At 43.2% G+C, this 15,992-nt stretch carries 17 protein-coding genes; 15 read left to right on the forward strand and 2 right to left on the reverse strand.

What is annotated here, in order from left to right; all coding sequences use genetic code 11:
- Window positions 1–62 precede the first annotated feature (62 nt).
- From HBA50_RS01970 to HBA50_RS02030, 13 genes are all read left to right on the forward strand, one after another.
- Entirely contained in the window at window positions 63–653 is a 591-nt protein-coding gene (locus HBA50_RS01970; RefSeq protein WP_045500684.1) for an SP0191 family lipoprotein, read from the forward strand.
- A 143-nt stretch (window positions 654–796) separates the two neighbouring features.
- A complete protein-coding gene (locus HBA50_RS01975) occupies window positions 797–979 on the forward strand; it encodes a hypothetical protein (RefSeq protein ID WP_045500686.1) in 183 nt (60 codons plus the stop codon).
- Window positions 976–1,170, forward strand: a complete 195-nt coding sequence (locus HBA50_RS01980; protein WP_045500688.1) for a hypothetical protein — start codon at window positions 976–978, stop codon at window positions 1,168–1,170. The genes HBA50_RS01975 and HBA50_RS01980 overlap by 4 nt, the downstream gene beginning before the upstream one ends.
- Window positions 1,157–2,032, forward strand: a complete 876-nt coding sequence (locus HBA50_RS01985) for an ABC transporter ATP-binding protein (RefSeq protein ID WP_045500690.1) — start codon at window positions 1,157–1,159, stop codon at window positions 2,030–2,032. Before HBA50_RS01980 ends, HBA50_RS01985 begins: the two co-directional genes overlap by 14 nt.
- Window positions 2,033–2,043: 11 nt before the next feature.
- Window positions 2,044–2,778 (forward strand): ABC transporter permease, encoded by a 735-nt coding sequence (locus HBA50_RS01990; RefSeq protein ID WP_045500692.1) that lies wholly within the window; start codon window positions 2,044–2,046, stop codon window positions 2,776–2,778.
- A gap of 4 nt (window positions 2,779–2,782) precedes the next feature.
- Window positions 2,783–3,889 (forward strand): sensor histidine kinase, encoded by a 1,107-nt coding sequence (locus tag HBA50_RS01995; RefSeq protein WP_045500694.1) that lies wholly within the window; start codon window positions 2,783–2,785, stop codon window positions 3,887–3,889.
- Window positions 3,886–4,485, forward strand: coding sequence for a response regulator transcription factor (locus tag HBA50_RS02000; protein ID WP_045500696.1), 600 nt, complete (start codon window positions 3,886–3,888; stop codon window positions 4,483–4,485). The genes HBA50_RS01995 and HBA50_RS02000 overlap by 4 nt, the downstream gene beginning before the upstream one ends.
- A gap of 161 nt (window positions 4,486–4,646) precedes the next feature.
- Window positions 4,647–6,347: an acetolactate synthase large subunit gene (locus tag HBA50_RS02005; RefSeq protein ID WP_045500698.1), complete on the forward strand. Its 1,701-nt coding sequence runs from the start codon at window positions 4,647–4,649 to the stop codon at window positions 6,345–6,347.
- Window positions 6,340–6,816, forward strand: a complete 477-nt coding sequence (gene ilvN / locus HBA50_RS02010) for an acetolactate synthase small subunit (RefSeq protein WP_005591757.1) — start codon at window positions 6,340–6,342, stop codon at window positions 6,814–6,816. Before HBA50_RS02005 ends, ilvN begins: the two co-directional genes overlap by 8 nt.
- 64 nt (window positions 6,817–6,880) lie before the next feature.
- A complete protein-coding gene (gene ilvC / locus HBA50_RS02015; protein ID WP_045500699.1) occupies window positions 6,881–7,903 on the forward strand; it encodes a ketol-acid reductoisomerase in 1,023 nt (340 codons plus the stop codon).
- A gap of 66 nt (window positions 7,904–7,969) precedes the next feature.
- Window positions 7,970–9,220, forward strand: coding sequence for a threonine ammonia-lyase IlvA (gene ilvA / locus HBA50_RS02020; RefSeq protein WP_045500700.1), 1,251 nt, complete (start codon window positions 7,970–7,972; stop codon window positions 9,218–9,220).
- Between the two features lie 93 nt (window positions 9,221–9,313).
- On the forward strand, window positions 9,314–10,213 hold the full coding sequence (locus tag HBA50_RS02025; protein WP_045500701.1) for an SPFH domain-containing protein: 900 nt from the start codon (window positions 9,314–9,316) through the stop codon (window positions 10,211–10,213).
- 110 nt (window positions 10,214–10,323) lie between these two features.
- Window positions 10,324–10,539, forward strand: coding sequence for a capsule biosynthesis transcriptional regulator (locus tag HBA50_RS02030; protein ID WP_001130035.1), 216 nt, complete (start codon window positions 10,324–10,326; stop codon window positions 10,537–10,539).
- Window positions 10,540–10,632: 93 nt separating this feature from the next.
- On the opposite strand, the gene HBA50_RS02035 is transcribed toward HBA50_RS02030, so the two are convergent.
- Both HBA50_RS02035 and HBA50_RS02040 read right to left on the reverse strand, forming a co-directional pair.
- Window positions 10,633–11,373 carry an amino acid ABC transporter ATP-binding protein gene (locus HBA50_RS02035; RefSeq protein WP_045500703.1) on the reverse strand — a complete coding sequence of 247 codons (741 nt, stop codon included), beginning with the start codon at window positions 11,371–11,373 and terminating at the stop codon, window positions 10,633–10,635.
- Window positions 11,370–12,935, reverse strand: a complete 1,566-nt coding sequence (locus tag HBA50_RS02040) for an ABC transporter substrate-binding protein/permease (RefSeq protein WP_045500704.1) — start codon at window positions 12,933–12,935, stop codon at window positions 11,370–11,372. The genes HBA50_RS02035 and HBA50_RS02040 overlap by 4 nt, the downstream gene beginning before the upstream one ends.
- A gap of 190 nt (window positions 12,936–13,125) precedes the next feature.
- Between HBA50_RS02040 and HBA50_RS02045 the strand changes: the two genes are divergently transcribed.
- Both HBA50_RS02045 and HBA50_RS02050 read left to right on the forward strand, forming a co-directional pair.
- The gene (locus HBA50_RS02045; protein WP_243746225.1) at window positions 13,126–14,961 is read left to right on the forward strand and encodes a DUF2207 family protein; all 1,836 of its coding nucleotides are present in this window, start codon (window positions 13,126–13,128) and stop codon (window positions 14,959–14,961) included.
- 88 nt (window positions 14,962–15,049) lie between these two features.
- On the forward strand, window positions 15,050–15,892 hold the full coding sequence (locus HBA50_RS02050; RefSeq protein WP_045500706.1) for an undecaprenyl-diphosphate phosphatase: 843 nt from the start codon (window positions 15,050–15,052) through the stop codon (window positions 15,890–15,892).
- The last annotated feature ends 100 nt before the right edge of the window (window positions 15,893–15,992 follow it).

The raw sequence follows: 15,992 nt of genomic DNA on the forward strand, positions 1-15,992 counted from the left end.
AAGATTTAGACAAGATAGTGGTATTATGGTATACTGGAAAAAATAAAAAGAAAAGGTGTACTATGAAAAAGTTATTTATTCTAGTTATTTCTGCTTCTGTATTATTGACAGGATGTGTAGTTCCGAAATTTGGCAAGCATCGTCCAAAGGCTCCAGCTGAATCAAGAGTTGCTGAAACGAGCTCAAGTTCCAGCTCCAGTGATTCATCTTCTTACTCACTTCCTGAAAGCAAAGAGATTGTTTCTAAAACCTTGGTCGGAGACCTTAAAGGTATCCATCATCGCGACACGGTGACCTATCAGGGAGACAAGCTCTTGAAACTACGAATGGAGCTACTGAGCGACTTGCCAGAAGAAGCCAGTGGAGCTGCAGCTACTATGAGCCCAGAGGAAATGACAGCTATCATCCGAGAAGGCATGGAATCAGAACCAAACTATGTGGAAGCTAGGAATATGGAAGGAGTGACGATTGAATACTCCGTAACAGCTGATAAGAAACTACAGGCCATAGTTGATCTGGATTTTGAGAAAATGGATGTAGCGAAAGCAGCGAGTCTATCTTTCTTTAAAGACTTGGGGCTTAATGACATAAAAGACGCTTCTCCTTCAATGTTTATCCTAGGGATGAAATTGGGCGGCTTGAAAGAAGAATAAGAATATTTAAAAGGCGAGTCATCTCGTCTTTTTTGCTGTCTAGAATGACATTTGTCATATAGTCCAATGACAAAATCATCTAGTCGGAAGAGGGAGGAAGTTCTATAATACAAGTAAGAAATGAAGAAATTAGGAGTGGTTACATGAAAATGTGGTTGATAAAAGTAACAGTCTTGAGTCTTGTTGGGATGATGTTTTACCAGTTGGCAAGAATGGACGGAGCGGAACTTTACCACTTTTCTTGGGAAATTTTTGCTGGCTTGGGAATGGCTGGCTATGTTCTAAAGGAAGTGACCAAGTTAGGAAAGAAGGTAGAGAAGAAATGAAAAGATACTTGTCCATCCTATTTATTGGATTTTCAGCTGCTTTATGGATTCTGCAGATGGCGACAGGTCTCTTGTTGGAATTTCTACCCCAGCAATTCTATCTAGGTATCTGGGGAGTGATTCTAGTTGTCTTTGTCATCTGGCCGCTCATCTATGATTTTATTAAGGAGGAAGATCATGAAATTGATTGAAGTGAAAAAGCTATCTAAAAGCATTCGGGGGAAAGAGATTTTGCGCCACATTTCCTTTGACATTGAAGAAGGGGATTGTGTGGCTCTGATTGGCCCCAACGGAGCTGGCAAAACAACTCTGATGGACTGTCTCCTAGGCGATAAATTCCTGACTTCTGGTCAAGCCCAGATTCAAGGGTTAAAGCCGACAGATAATCGTTTGAAAGAGATGGTTGCCATTTTGCCTCAGGAAAATACAGTGGTGGGAGATTTGAAAGTCAAGGAACTCCTTGCTTTCTTTCGCTCTATCTATCCTAACAGCCTGTCTGAAGAGGAAATCGATGCCTTGTTGGGCTTTTCTGACAAGCAAAAAAACCAGCTAGCTGCCAAGCTTTCTGGTGGTCAAAAACGTCTCTTCTCCTTTATCTTATCCTTGATTGGCCGTCCAAAGATCCTCTTCTTGGATGAACCGACTTCGGCCATGGACACCTCGACCCGCCAGCATTTCTGGGAAATAGTGGACCAGCTCAAGAAGCAAGGCGTGACCATTGTCTATTCTTCCCATTACATTGAAGAAGTGGAGCATACAGCTGACAGGATTTTGGTGCTTCATAAGGGAGAGCTAATCCGCGACACCACGCCTTATGCCATGCGCAAGGAAGAGCAGGAAAAACACTTCACACTGCCCCTTTCCTATAAAGAAATCGTGGAAAAGATAGCTGGTGTGACAGAGATTGAAATCAAGCAAAAGGCGCTATCTTTTGCGACCAAGGATGCCAGTCAAGTCTGGCAAATTCTGCAGGAGCATGGCTGTACGATTGAAGAAATCGAAGTCCGCAATCGCACCCTGCTGGATAGTATTTTTGAGACGACACAAGAGTAAAGGAGAGCATTATGAAAAATATGGTTAGTTTAATGAAAATGGAGTTGATTTTGATGAAGCGGCAGGCGGCTTACTACCTGCTCTCTATCGGTCTGCCCAGCGTGTTCTATCTGATCTTTTCAGGAATAATGTCAGGTTCTGATGTACCGGCGCTTGTGCTCCGAACCTATCTCTTTTCTATGACACTTTTTAGTATCATGTCTAGTGCCTTTTTTAGCATTCCTAGCACCTTGCAGTCGGACAAGACCAATAACTGGCAAAAATTGATTCAGCATTCGCCCGTTTCTATGGTAGAATATTATATATCAAAGCTTTTCAGTGCTTTACTGACCTTTCTGCTTTCCATCATCGTTGTCTTCTCTGTTGGACATTTCGTTCGTGGAGTCAATATGCCCATGATGGACTGGCTGGCGATTGCCCTAATTCTTTTGGTCGGTAGTATGGTCTTTATCGCCATGGGCGTCTTGGTCAGTCTCCTGCCCAGTGCCCAGCTCATGTCGGTCGTAGGCAATATCGTTTATATGGCTTTAGCGGTCTTGGGTGGGCTTTGGTTTCCGCTGACTATGTTTCCAGACTGGTTGCAATCTATCGGCAAGCTAACTCCGAGTTACCAGCTCATGCAGGTGGTTTCTGCCTATTTGGAACACCATGACTGGAATGTCTCTGCCATGCTAATCGTCCTAGCCTATACCATATTCTTTAGCATTTTAGTCCTTCAGCTCAAAAAACGGATTGAGGTTAAATAGTTTTATGTGGGAAAAGTTCAAAAACATACATCATATGTTTCATATTTCTCTGGTCTTTATCATCTTTCCAATAGCGGGTGTCATCAGCGGTGAATACCCGCTTTTGACTTTGCTTTGGACAGCATTGTTTATAGGGGCTTACTATACCATCCTCACAGAGAAAAAGCCTTTCTACCAGGCTCTGTCCTGGTGGATCATGCTTGCCTACATTTTTTATACTCCCATTTGGCTGAGTGTGGGCTTCGTGTGGTATATTTTTTATTTGTCCAATCTTCTAGTTTATCATTATAAGGAAATTTCCTTTACATCTTGGCGCTTCTGGACTTTCTTAGCTATCCAACCGGCTCTTCTGGTCGGGTTGTATCTGCAACATCAATTGAACACTGGCTATCTGGTCTTTTTCTCAACGACCTTTCTCTTTTCGGATTTCTTGACCCTAGGTCTGCATCGTATCCAAGTCGCTGAACAGCTTAAGGAAGAAAAAAGCAAGCAGAACGCTCAGCTCAATCTTTTCTTAGCGGAAAATGAGCGCAATCGAATTGGACGGGATTTACATGATAGTTTGGGCCATACCTTTGCCATGCTTAGTGTCAAGACGGAACTGGCCCAGCAATTCCTGCAAATGGAGGCCTACGAGCAGGCGGAGAAAGAGATGGAAGAAGTGCGACGGATCAGTAAGCAGGCCATGGCTGATGTTCGACGGATTGTAGACAATCTCAAGACGCGGACGCTAGATGAAGAATTAGCAACAATTCGAACCATGCTGGAAATGAGCGATATTGACTTGGAGCTTCATAATCAGCTCAATGTTGCCAGCATCCCTACGGAAATGCAGTTTACCATTAGTATGATTTTGTTGGAATTAGCAACCAATATTATCAAGCATGCAGAGGCCAAGAAGTCCAGAATTGATTTGTATAGTCAGGATCGAGATTTGATCTTGGAAGTTGAAGATGACGGCCGAGGTTTTAAGCAAGTGACAGGCCAAGACTTGCATTCGGTACGTGAGCGCTTGGAGGGGCTTGACGGTAGCCTGGAAGTCATCAGCAATCACAAGCCGACCATTATTCGCGTGCGCTTGCCGTACAGGATTAAAGGAGACGAGCGATGAAGATATTATTAGCAGAAGATCAGAGTATGCTGCGGGATGCCCTTAGCCAGCTCTTGCAGTTGCAGCCGGATGTTACTAGTGTTTCTCAAGCGGCAGATGGTCGTGAAGCTATGGAGCTACTCAAGACCAATCCAGTCGATGTGGCTATCTTGGATGTAGAGATGCCCTATCAGACAGGGCTGGATGTCCTAGAATGGGTGAAGGAGCATCAGCCAGCTGTCAAGGTCATCATTGTGACGACTTTTAAGCGGCCAGGTTATTTTGAGCGAGCGGTCAAGGCGGATGTTGATGCTTATGTACTCAAGGAGCGGAGCATTGCGGATCTGATGAAAACTATCCACACGGTCTTGGCTGGGCAAAAAGAATATTCGCCTGAACTTATGGAAGTGCTGATGACTCATAAAAATCCCCTCTCCCATCAGGAGCTTCTAGTCTTAGAGGCAGCAGCAACTGGGCTTTCTAATAAAGAAATTGCTGAAAAACTCTATTTATCAAATGGAACTATTCGCAACTATATGTCGACCATCCTGACTAAGCTAGCAGCAGACAATCGTACGGAAGCTGTCCGAATTGCTCAAGATCAAGGATGGATATAAGATAACTATCTCGCTACATTCGGATTTAGCGGGATTTTCTTATCTTTTTCAATCAGAATGAAAAAAAACATCCGCGATACTTGCAATTTTTTTCAAAAATGTTATCATAGTAGAAAGCTTTTTGAATTTTTAGAAAATTGTAAATAAATGAAAGGGGAAATATGGAAAGAATCCAATTAGAAACTCCTAAGTCCGGCTCGCAGCTGGTCTTGGAAACCTTGAAAAATCTTGGTGTTGATACTATTTTCGGCTATCCTGGTGGTGCAGTCTTGCCCCTCTATGATGCTATTTATAGCTTTAAAGGTATCCGCCATATTCTTGGTCGCCATGAGCAGGGGTGTGTTCATGAAGCAGAAGGCTACGCTAAGTCTACTGGGAAAATTGGTGTGGCCGTTGTAACCAGTGGTCCGGGGGCAACCAATGCCATTACTGGGATAGCCGACGCTATGAGTGACAGTGTTCCCCTTTTGGTTTTTACTGGGCAGGTAGCGACGCCAGGCATTGGTAAGGATGCCTTTCAAGAAGCAGACATTGTCGGTATTACTACTCCCATCACTAAGTACAATTATCAGGTACGGGAGACGGCAGGCATACCAAGAATCATTACGGAGGCTATTCATATTGCGACCACAGGTCGTCCAGGGCCAGTCGTCATTGATTTGCCAAAGGATGTCTCAGCTCTGGATACGGACTTTATCTATGACACTCAGTTGCATCTGCCAAGCTATCAACCAACAATTGAGCCTAATGAATTACAGATTAAGAAGATTCTTAAACAGCTTTCTAAGGCTAAAAAACCCGTTCTTCTTTCTGGTGGCGGTATTAGCTATGCAGGAGCAGCAGCGGAGATGGTTGCTTTTGCGGAGCGGTATCAGATTCCAGTAGTGACCTCATTGTTGGGTCAGGGAACGATTGCGACAGATCATCCTTTGTTCTTAGGTATGGGTGGCATGCATGGTTCTTTCGCGGCTAATATTGCTATGACGGAAGCAGACTTCATGATTAGCATTGGATGTCGTTTTGATGACCGTCTGACTGGTAATCCTAAGACCTTTGCTAAAAGTGCTAAGGTGGCCCACATTGATATCGATCCAGCAGAGATCGGTAAAATCATCAGCGTGGATATTCCTATTGTAGGAGATGCCAAGAAAGCTTTGCAAATGTTGCTTGAAGAAGAGCAAGTGCACAACAATACCAGCAAGTGGATAGAAAAGGTGACACGAGACAAGGAGCGGGTGCGCTCCTATGATAAGAAGGAACGAGTTGTCCAACCTCAGGCTGTTATTGAGCGCGTGGGTGAGTTGACCAAGGGAGACGCTATTGTAGTAACGGACGTTGGCCAGCACCAAATGTGGACAGCCCAGTATTATCCTTATCGCAACGAGCGTCAGCTAGTTACGTCTGGTGGTCTGGGAACCATGGGCTTTGGTGTTCCAGCAGCGATTGGAGCCAAGATTGCCAATCCAGATAAGGAAGTAGTTCTCTTCGTTGGAGATGGCGGCTACCAGATGACCAATCAAGAGATGGCTATCCTAAATATCTACAAGATTCCGATTAAGGTTATCATGCTCAATAATCATTCGTTGGGGATGGTTCGTCAGTGGCAGGAAGCCTTCTATGATGGTCGGACCTCCGAGTCAGTCTTTGACAGTTTGCCAGATTTTCAGCTCATGGCTCAGGCTTATGGTGTCAAATCCTATAAATTTGATAATCCCGAGACTATTGCTCAAGATTTGGAAGTCCTAAAGGAAGATATACCGATGTTTATCGAGGTAGATATTTCTCGCAAGGAGCATGTGCTTCCAATGGTGCCAGCTGGCAAGAGCAATCATGAGATGTTGGGGGTGAAGTTCCATGCGTAGAATGTTGACAGCTAAACTCCAAAATCGTTCGGGTGTTCTGAACCGCTTCACTGGTGTGCTTTCCAGACGTCAGGTCAATATCGAAAGTATCTCTGTAGGTGCGACCGAGGATGAAAATGTTTCTCGGATCACCATTATCATTGATGTAAATTCCCTCAATGAAGTGGAGCAGATTATCAAGCAGCTTAATCGCCAAATTGATGTGATTCGGGTGCGAGATATTACAGATCATCCTCATCTAGAGCGAGAAGTTATTTTGATCAAGGTATCGGCACCAGTTGCTAAGCGTGCAGAAATTTTGGCCATTATCCAGCCTTTCCGTGCAACGGTAGTCGATGTGGCACCAAGCTCGATCACTATCCAGATGACGGGCGATGCAGAAAAGAGCGAAGCGCTCTTACGAGTCATCCGTCCTTACGGCATTCGCAATATCGCACGAACTGGGGCAACTGGCTTTACCCGAGATTAAGCCAAACCTTAAATTTGTTAAAACAGCCTAAGAGGCAATAAAAATAGAAAAGAGAGTAAACATTATGGCAGTAACAATGGAATACGAAAAAGATGTAAAAGTAGCAGCACTTGACGGTAAAAAAATTGCCGTTATCGGTTATGGCTCACAGGGGCATGCCCATGCGCAAAACTTGCGTGATACAGGCCACGATGTGATTATCGGTGTTCGTCCTGGTAAGTCATTTGACAAGGCTAAAGAAGATGGCTTTGACACTTACACAGTGGCAGAAGCCACTAAATTGGCTGATGTGATCATGATTTTGGCTCCAGACGAAATCCAACAAGAATTGTACGAAACAGAAATCGCTCCGAACTTGGAAGCTGGCAATGCTGTTGGTTTTGCCCACGGCTTCAATATCCACTTTGAATTTATCAAGATTCCTGCTGATGTAGATGTCTTCATGTGTGCACCGAAAGGTCCTGGTCACTTGGTTCGCCGTACTTTCGAAGAAGGCTTTGGTGTTCCTGCTCTCTATGCGGTTTACCAAGATGCGACTGGCAATGCCAAAGATATCGCTATGGACTGGTGTAAAGGTGTTGGTGCAGCTCGTGTTGGTTTGCTTGAAACAACTTATAAAGAAGAAACTGAAGAAGATTTGTTTGGTGAACAGGCTGTACTTTGTGGTGGTTTGACTGCCCTGATCGAAGCAGGTTTTGAAGTTTTGACAGAAGCAGGCTATGCTCCAGAATTGGCTTACTTCGAAGTGCTGCACGAAATGAAACTCATCGTTGACTTGATCTATGAAGGTGGATTCAAGAAAATGCGTCAATCTATTTCAAACACTGCTGAATACGGTGACTATGTATCAGGTCCACGTGTGATTACTGATCAAGTCAAAGAAAACATGAAAGCAGTTCTTGCAGATATCCAAAATGGTAAATTTGCAAATGACTTTGTAAATGACTATAAAGCTGGACGTCCAAAACTCACTGCTTACCGTGAACAAGCAGCTAACCTTGAAATTGAAAAAGTCGGTGCAGAATTGCGTAAAGCAATGCCATTCGTTGGTAAAAACGACGATGATGCTTTCAAGATCTACAACTAAGATTGTGTGGAAAACTCAGCTGGGATACCAGCTGAGTTTGTTTACCTCATTTGGAAAGGAAAAGGAATGTTAACAGCAAAAGATATCGTCCGTGCTCATAAGGTATTAAAAGATGTTGTTGTCAATACACCGCTTGATTATGATCATTACTTGTCAGAGAAGTATGGGGCAAAGATTTATCTTAAAAAGGAAAATGCCCAACGTGTCCGTTCTTTCAAAATCCGTGGTGCCTATTATGCCATTTCTCAGTTGAGTAAAGAAGAGCGAGAACGTGGGGTTGTCTGCGCTTCTGCGGGCAATCACGCACAGGGTGTCGCATACACTTGTAATGAAATGAAAATTCCAGCTACTATTTTTATGCCTATCACAACTCCTCAGCAAAAAATTGGACAGGTTCGTTTCTTTGGTGGCGATTTTGTTACGATTAAGCTAGTAGGAGATACTTTTGATGCTTCTGCTCGGGCGGCTATGGAATTCACACGGATGGAAAATCGGACTTTCATCGATCCTTTTGATGATGCTCATGTTCAAGCAGGCCAGGGAACGGTTGCTTATGAAATCCTAGAAGATACAGCTCGGGAGTCCATCAATTTAGACTTGGTCTTGGTACCAGTAGGAGGCGGCGGTCTCATCGCAGGAGTATCCACTTACATCAAGGAAAGCCAGCCACAAATTGAAGTGATTGGGGTAGAGGCGAATGGAGCCCGCAGTATGAGAGCAGCTTTTGAAGCAGGCGGTCCTGTCAAACTCAATGAAATTGACAAATTTGCGGACGGTATCGCAGTTCAAAAGGTAGGGGCCTCTACTTATGAAGCGACGAAGAAGAATGTAGAAACACTTATCGGGGTTGATGAAGGCTTGATTTCAGAAACCTTGATTGATCTCTATTCTAAACAAGGAATCATCGCAGAGCCTGCTGGTGCAGCTAGCGTAGCAGCCTTAGAAGTGTTGCGAGAATATATTAAAGGAAAAACAGTCTGCTGTATCATTTCGGGCGGAAATAATGACATTAACCGTATGCCAGAAATGGAAGAGCGTGCCCTTATCTATGATGGTATCAAGCATTATTTTGTAGTGAATTTCCCGCAGCGGCCAGGTGCTTTACGTGAATTTGTAAATGATATCTTAGGGCCAAATGATGACATCACTCGATTTGAATACATCAAGAGGGCCAGCAAAGGAACCGGACCGGTCCTGATTGGGATTGCTTTGGCCAATAAGCATGACTATGCAGGCCTGATCAATCGAATTGAGCAGTTTGACCCATCCTTTATCAATTTGAACGGAAATGAAACGCTTTACAACATGCTAGTCTGATCCTAAAAATATTTTAGCAAAAGTCCGCTTTTTGATTGCAAGCGATTGAGGACTGTGCTAGAATATAATATATTAAATCAAGGAGATGCGCTTATGTTTTTAAATTTCTTCTTTTTCTTCTTTCTCTTTTTCATCATTCTTTGTGTTTTAGCGGCATTTAGCTCGCTCTATGTCGTGCGCCAGCAGTCTGTTGCTATCATTGAGCGTTTCGGCCGCTACCACAAGACCAGTACAAGTGGGATGAATGTGCGTTTGCCTTTGGGAATTGACAAAATTGCTGCTCGTGTCCAGTTGCGTTTGCTGCAGAGCGAGATTATTGTCGAAACCAAGACTCAGGATAATGTCTTTGTGACCATGAATGTTGCGACCCAGTATCGGGTAAATGAACACAATGTCACGGATGCTTATTATAAACTCATGCGACCAGAAGCGCAGATCAAGTCTTATATCGAAGATGCCCTGCGTTCCTCTGTTCCCAAACTGACCTTGGACGAGCTCTTTGAAAAGAAAGATGAGATTGCCCTAGAAGTTCAAAAGCAGGTTGCTGAAGAAATGTCGACTTATGGCTACATCATTGTCAAGACCTTGATTACCAAGGTTGAGCCAGATGCAGAAGTTAAACAGTCTATGAACGAAATCAACGCGGCTCAACGCAAGCGGGTGGCAGCTCAGGAATTGGCAGAAGCAGATAAGATTAAAATTGTAACTGCTGCAGAAGCTGAGGCTGAGAAAGACCGTCTTCATGGGGTCGGTATTGCAGAGCAGCGGAAGGCAATCGTAGACGGCTTAGCAGATTCAATTAAGGAGCTCAAAGGCGCCAATGTTGAGTTGACAGAAGAACAGATTATGTCCATCCTCTTGACTAACCAGTATCTAGATACCTTGAATAATTTTGCAGATAAGCAAGGAAATAACACGATCTTCCTTCCAGCAAATCCTGATGGAGTGGAGAGTATTCGCACCCAGATCCTTTCAGCCCTCAAAGCTAAATAAATATAGAATATTCAGAATTATTTAATTTGTTTGTTTTGGTTTTTCTAAGTTGACAAACTGTATAAAAACCATTATATTAGTATTCGAAATAAGTTAGAGAGGAGTAAGAAATGGCTAAATCAAATTTTGAAAAAGTAGAGTCAGTCGTTGGATGGGTTCGTGACAAAAAAATTACAGGTTACCGTATTAGTAAAGAAACAAACGCGCGTGAAATGTCAATTATTGCTCTTGCTCAAGGACGTGCAAAAGTAAAAAATATTTCTTTTGAAACAGCTCTTGGCTTGATTGATTTCTACGATAAGAATCATGAAAAGTTTGAAGACTAATCTTCGGAAAGTGGGGAAACCCGCTTTTTTATTTTGCGAATAAAAAAACAAGGCGGATGTATCTTTTTCCGTCTTGTTTGTTTGATTGGTTGTTTATTTTAAGAAGCGATGTAGGAATTCCTTGGTTCGTTCTTCTTTAGGATTGGTAAAGAATTCTTGTGGAGTGCCTTCTTCTGCGATGACGCCCTTATCCATAAAGATAACACGGCTGGAAACATCGCGGGCAAATTCCATTTCGTGGGTCACGACAATCATGGTCAGGCCTTCTTTAGCCAATTCTTTCATAATTTTCAGGACTTCGCCGACCATTTCTGGGTCAAGAGCTGAAGTTGGCTCATCGAAAAGGATGGCATCAGGATTCATGGAAAGCGCACGTGCAATGGCAACCCGCTGCTTTTGTCCACCTGAGAGTTGTTTAGGCTTGGCTTGCCAGTAGAGCTCTCCCATGCCCACCTTTTCCAGATTTTCTTTGGCAATCTTTTCTGCCTCAGCACGCTCTCTTTTGAGTACGGTTGTCTGAGCTACGATGGTGTTTTCCAGCACATTGAGATTTTCAAAAAGATTGAAACTTTGGAACACCATACCTAATTTTTCGCGGTAGTGAGTCAGGTCGTAGTTTTCATCCAAGACATTTTTCCCGCGGTAGAGAATTTCGCCAGCAGTAGGTGTTTCTAGGAGGTTGATGGAGCGGAGAAAGGTTGATTTTCCGCTACCAGAACTTCCGATAATGGAGATAACTTCGCCCTTGCGGACAGTCAGAGAAATGTCTTTTAAGACTTGATTCTCCCCATAAGATTTTTTGAGATTTTTAATTTCTAAAATTGTTTCGGTCATTGTTTCAATTCTCCCGTCTGCATTTGGTTGGCACCTGTTGTGTAATGATCTGTGTCAAATTTCTGCTCGATGAAACGTAGGATTCGAGTGACGGTAAAGGTCAAGACAAAGTAAATAACTGCGATAATAGTGAAGGTTTGGAAATACTGATAAGTCTGAGTTGCAATGGTATTTCCTGAGAAGTAGAGCTCCACCACGGAGATAACATTCAGGACAGATGTATCCTTGATATTGATGACAAATTCATTCCCCGTCGCAGGTAGAATATTGCGGACCACCTGTGGCAGGACGACCTTGCGCATGGTTTGGCCGTGGGTCATTCCGAGCGCGGTAGCCGCTTCGAATTGTCCTTTATCAACGGCAAAGATACCACCACGGACAATTTCACTCATGTAAGCACCAGTATTGATAGAAACGATGAAGATGGCTGCAGCTGTCCGGTCAATCGAAATGCCAAAAGCCTGAGCCGTTCCATAGTAGATAACCATGGATTGTACAATCATAGGCGTACCACGGAAGATTTCAATATAAACATTAAGGAACCAACCGAATAGTTTTTGTAGGAAGGCTAGAGCCTTATTTTTTGAAATGGGCGCTGTCCGATAGACCCCAATCAGCAGACCGATGAGGAGACCAGCGATCGTCCCTGTAATGGAAATGAGCAAGGTCAAACCAGCTCCGCGTAAGAATTGTGGCCAATTTTCCTTCCAAATCTTAAAAACTTTGTTGAAGAATGTATCTTCAGCATCGTCGGTGTCAGTATCCACAGGCTGATTCTTAATCATCTGATCCATCAGCTGGACTTGGTCATCCGTTGAGAGTTTAGCGATAGCTACATTAGCTTGCTCGATTCGGCTGTCGTCTTTACGCATACCGACAGCGATGGAGGCGTCTTCTTCGCCAACCTCAAAGCTCTCTTTGAATTGGATCATTTTGAACTTAGAATTGGCAGCTTCAGCTGTCAGAGCTTCGGGACGTTCAGAGATGTATCCGTCAATAACACCAGATTCTAGAGCTTGGCGCATTTGGGCGAAATCCCCCATAGCTGTTTCTTGTTTAGCTCCAGGCAACTGAGAAATCAGATTGTAAAGATAGACACCTTGCTGAGAGGTGATCTTAGCATCTTTAAAGTCCTTGAGGGTCTTAGCATTAGCGTAGTTGCCGTCTTTTCGAACCAGCATAACAGGCTCACTAGTATAGTAGCTGTTAGAAAAGGCGATTTCTTTTTTCCGTTCAGCTGTTGGGCTCATACCAGCGATAATCATATCGATTTTACCAGAGGTCAAGGCTGGAATCAGTCCGTTCCAAGAGGTTTTAACAACTAGAGGTTCCTTGCCCATTTCCTGAGCAATCTTCTTAGCAACTTGGACATCGTAGCCATTGGCATACTGATTTGTTCCTTCAATTTTAACAGCACCATTTGAATCATCATCTTGGGTCCAGTTGAAAGGGGCATAGGCCGCTTCCATCCCAATTCTAAGATAATCATCCGCCTGAGCTACGGTAAAGGTCCCCAGACAGACGAGGAGGGCTGTCAATAAGGTTAAAATGAATTTTTTCATATTCTCTCCTAGTCCTTCTAAAATAGTTCTTTCTATTCTACCGAAAAATATTTGACTTTTCAATCCCGGTAAGCCCTTACTTGAGAAAAATGCTATAATAGGATAAAGATTTAGAAAGGGACTTTGGTTTATGAAAAGGTACTTGTCAGGGATTTTTATTCTTTTTTTGAGTTTATTTTTTGCTGGAACGGTGTCAGCTTTAGACTATCAAATCCAGTCATATCAAGGAGATTTGGAGATCCACGCCGATAATACAGCCACCTATACGGAAGAGGTGACTTATCATTTTGATGATGATTACAATGGCCAGATGGTCTCCTTAGGCTCAGCAGGAAAGATGCCAGAAGGCTTTGCTATTGATTCAGATCCAAAAGTTTCCGTGAAAACGAATGGAGTCGTAAAATATGACTTTGAGCCACGAGTCACAGATTTGGGAGATGGCTACGAGGTTAAGATTTACAATGCGGGTAAAGAAGGCGATACGGTCAAAGTAACAGTCACATGGAACTTGACCAATCTTCTGTTTCTTCATAAAGATATTGCAGAGCTCAAATGGACGCCGATCAGTGATTGGGAAGAAGAGCTGCAAAATGTGACGATTAAGGTTTGGGGCCTAGGAACTTGGACCTTAACGGACATGTATGTTCATACAGGTTATTTTGGCCAATCGGCTACTATAGATAGGGACCGAGGTGATTATCGGATACAGCTATCTCATTTGCCTAGCAGGAAGAAGGTTGAACTGCATGGATATTGGCATCGCCAAGCTCTGCATCAGGCAGTAGAGGATCCAAAAGCAACCAACTATCTACAGACTTTTCAAGCAGTTGAGAAAGAGATTGTAGCCAAGAGCCAGTTTTATCATCGCTTGGGGGAAGTTTATCTGCCTCTTTTGGGGTTGTTCTTGCTGATGCTTTCGGGAATATTTTATCTGATCTTTCGAGTTAAGATTCGTCCTAGCCAAGCTTTTCCAAAAGATGCTCGCCTCTATGAAGCTCCGCAAGATCTGGCTCCGCTCATTGTAGCGGCCAATATCTTTGCTGTGGATATGAGAGAAGTTGATCCGACCAGTGGCGGACGGGCGCATTTAAAATTTGAAAATCTAGTGCAGGCAACCTTGCTGGATTTGATGGATCGAGGCTACATCGAGCTTTTAGGAACTGCAGACAAGCCAATCTTGAAACCAACTTCTAAAAAAGGTTTGTCAGAGTTTGAAGGTCAATTCTTACAGATGGCATTTGGCGACCGTAAACAGGCAGCTGTAGCAGACTTGTTTGAATCTTATCAGATTTCAGAAGATCTTTATAAAAATAAAAAATCAACAGATGAAGCGCGAATCCGTCAAATAGGCAATCGAATAAAAAATCGCTTTTCAACTGATTTAAACCTTTTGTCTGAACAAGTATTAAAGGAGATTCGGGAGCTAAACTTGCTGGATCACTATCGTCCTTTGAAACGAGGAGAAAAGCTTCTCTTGTGGTTGGCTCTAATGGCAAGTTTCCTTGCTTTTGGCTTGACTCTCTTGACATTTTTTGTCTATTTGATCAAGCTAGACGGTTTTATTTGGTCTTATCTTCCACTTGCAGCTGTCGCTTCAGTCTTGACCGTTCTGCTGGGCAGAGCCTTGCAGTTATATCAGCGGGATGGTGTCTTGAGCGATGAGGGAGCCCATGATTTCTATCTCTGGAATAGCTTTGCGAATATGCTACGCTACATCGCTCGCCTATACGATACCGAGGTAGAAGGCATTGTCCTGTGGAACCGACTTTTGGTCTATGCTACCCTATTTGGCTATGCGGATCGTGTTAGTCGGGTCATGAAGCTGCGTCAGATTTCCTTGGAAAACGCGTCTATGAATACTTATCTACAATACAATCTTCATCCTATTTTCTACGCAAGTTCCCATAGTTTTTCAAATTATGGACACATTGCCTCGACGGCCAGTCATTTTTCTGTTTCATCGGGAGGCGGAGCAGGGGGTGGCTTCTCTGGTGGCGGTGGAGGCGGAGGTGGCGGAGCCTTTTGATAAAAAGCTTGCCAAAGCCCTTGTGAAAGCTTTTCCTCTCCTCCAATATGTGGTATAATAAATGTTAAAGTTGTTTTAGGAGTTATGTATGTTTATTATTGAAATTTTAAAGTCCATTATTTATGGAATTGTTGAAGGAATTACAGAGTGGCTACCCATTTCGAGTACTGGCCACTTGATTCTGATTCAAGATTTTATTAAGTATAAAAATGAAAATCCAGCCTTCATGGAAATGTTCAATGTTGTCATTCAACTGGGAGCCATCTTAGCGGTTGTGGTGATTTATTTTGATAAGCTCAACCCTTTTAAACCAGGGAAAACAGCTCGTCAAATTCAGCTGACCTGGCAGCTCTGGGCCAAGGTGGTCGTTGCTGCTTTGCCAGCTGCAATCATCGGTCTCTTCCTAGACGATTGGTTTGAAGTCCATTTTTATAATCTGGTATCCGTCGCAATCATGCTGATAATCTACGGGGCTGCCTTTATCTATCTGGAAAAACGAGAGCAGGTGGAACCGACTGTTACAGAATTGAGTAGACTTCCTTATCAAACAGCCCTTTATATCGGTCTTTTCCAAGTCTTGTCCCTCTTTCCAGGAACTAGCCGATCAGGTGCGACCATTGTCGGTGGTCTCTTGAATGGTGTCAGCCGACCAGTTGTGACAGAGTTTACTTTCTACTTGGGGATTCCAATCATGTTTGGTGCAAGTGGGCTGAAAATCCTGAAATTTATCATCAAGGGTAATTCTTTAGGTTTCGATCAATTATTCCTTTTATTGGTTGCTATGGGAGTGGCCTTTGGAGTCAGTCTTTATGTAATTCGCTTCCTGACAGACTATGTCAAGAATCATGACTTTACAATCTTTGGTAAATATCGGATCGGACTCGGAGTTTTGCTGTTGGTTTACGGTCTGATTAAGGTTATTATTGGCTAATCAAGGCTTGGGAAATTTTCCCAGCCTTTTCTTATTTGACCAGTTATTTTTTTGAAATAAGTTTAGAATTTTAGTATAATAGAAAGACTATGAAAGTATG

The organism is Streptococcus cristatus ATCC 51100, from assembly GCF_011612585.1.
Taxonomy (GTDB): Bacteria; Bacillota; Bacilli; order Lactobacillales; family Streptococcaceae; genus Streptococcus; species Streptococcus cristatus_H.

Coding starts and splice junctions, on each gene's coding strand:
- HBA50_RS01985 (WP_045500690.1), top strand. CDS start 1,157: ATGAAATTGATTGAAGTGAAAAAGCTATCTAAAAGCATTCGGGGGAAA.
- ilvA (WP_045500700.1), top strand. CDS start 7,970: ATGTTAACAGCAAAAGATATCGTCCGTGCTCATAAGGTATTAAAAGAT.
- HBA50_RS01980 (WP_045500688.1), top strand. CDS start 976: ATGAAAAGATACTTGTCCATCCTATTTATTGGATTTTCAGCTGCTTTA.
- HBA50_RS02030 (WP_001130035.1), top strand. CDS start 10,324: ATGGCTAAATCAAATTTTGAAAAAGTAGAGTCAGTCGTTGGATGGGTT.
- HBA50_RS02035 (WP_045500703.1), bottom strand. CDS start 11,373: ATGACCGAAACAATTTTAGAAATTAAAAATCTCAAAAAATCTTATGGG.
- HBA50_RS01995 (WP_045500694.1), top strand. CDS start 2,783: ATGTGGGAAAAGTTCAAAAACATACATCATATGTTTCATATTTCTCTG.
- HBA50_RS02005 (WP_045500698.1), top strand. CDS start 4,647: ATGGAAAGAATCCAATTAGAAACTCCTAAGTCCGGCTCGCAGCTGGTC.
- HBA50_RS01975 (WP_045500686.1), top strand. CDS start 797: ATGAAAATGTGGTTGATAAAAGTAACAGTCTTGAGTCTTGTTGGGATG.
- ilvC (WP_045500699.1), top strand. CDS start 6,881: ATGGCAGTAACAATGGAATACGAAAAAGATGTAAAAGTAGCAGCACTT.
- ilvN (WP_005591757.1), top strand. CDS start 6,340: ATGCGTAGAATGTTGACAGCTAAACTCCAAAATCGTTCGGGTGTTCTG.
- HBA50_RS01970 (WP_045500684.1), top strand. CDS start 63: ATGAAAAAGTTATTTATTCTAGTTATTTCTGCTTCTGTATTATTGACA.
- HBA50_RS01990 (WP_045500692.1), top strand. CDS start 2,044: ATGAAAAATATGGTTAGTTTAATGAAAATGGAGTTGATTTTGATGAAG.
- HBA50_RS02000 (WP_045500696.1), top strand. CDS start 3,886: ATGAAGATATTATTAGCAGAAGATCAGAGTATGCTGCGGGATGCCCTT.
- HBA50_RS02040 (WP_045500704.1), bottom strand. CDS start 12,935: ATGAAAAAATTCATTTTAACCTTATTGACAGCCCTCCTCGTCTGTCTG.
- HBA50_RS02050 (WP_045500706.1), top strand. CDS start 15,050: ATGTTTATTATTGAAATTTTAAAGTCCATTATTTATGGAATTGTTGAA.
- HBA50_RS02025 (WP_045500701.1), top strand. CDS start 9,314: ATGTTTTTAAATTTCTTCTTTTTCTTCTTTCTCTTTTTCATCATTCTT.